Origin of the sequence: Neobacillus bataviensis LMG 21833 (assembly GCF_000307875.1) — a bacterium.
Taxonomy (GTDB): Bacteria; Bacillota; Bacilli; order Bacillales; family Cytobacillaceae; genus Neobacillus; species Neobacillus bataviensis.
Genome location: NZ_AJLS01000106.1, coordinates 1 through 757 on the forward strand (window position 1 = coordinate 1; position 757 = coordinate 757).

1 protein-coding gene is annotated in these 757 nt (G+C 36.9%); it reads right to left on the reverse strand.

Going from position 1 to position 757, the window contains the following annotated elements; translation table 11 throughout:
* Nucleotides 1-127: 127 nt before the first annotated feature.
* On the reverse strand, nucleotides 128-757 hold a 630-nt coding region (locus BABA_RS13800; RefSeq protein WP_007085812.1), incomplete at its 5' end, for an HNH endonuclease.

Genomic DNA, 757 nt, shown 5'->3' on the forward strand with positions numbered 1-757 from the left:
ACAATATGGTGAAGTAGGGAGGTACCGCCTTGTTCACATTACTGTGACTGGTTTGCACCACCCTCTTCGGGAACCGTACGTACCCCTCTCGGAGTATACGGCTCTGTTATTGTTCGTTCGTAAAAATTCACTTGTGTTTATGAATCACGTGACGATGACAATGAAAGCATACAACAAGAGTTTTACGTTGTTTCGCTATCATTGCCATTTCCCATTTTTCTTTGCCTTTAAGATTTTTGACCTTATTGACATGGTGAATTTCATAGGAAGTATTTTCATCAGATGTTCCACATAATTCACAACATTTAGCTTTTAACCTGTTTTCAAGAGTATTCCGGGCATAGCCATACAATACAGGAGCTTGACTTATCTTATCCGTAAATTGATAAGGGGATTTACATTCACTAAAATTTGCAAAATAACGGCGCTGCTTACCTTGCTTTATCTCATACGGGATGCCCCACGAACCACTTCCATCTTTAAACATGGAAATGGTTTTTGAAAGTGTTCCCTTATGTTTGGAGGCTATCGTTTTTAGACAGCTGTATTCCATAAGATAAGCAAAATAATTGAGCTGGTTAAAATTACTTGCTAGACCGTAGTAATTACAAATCCCTCTTAATTCAGAATTATAAATTGTGATGATTTCTAAGTCTGTTGAACGAATAAGATATTTCCTGTGAACTGGAAACCATGAGCTATCTTTCTTTTGGATAGCTATTTTCTTGTCAAAAATAAATTGACGAATTCTGTCTTG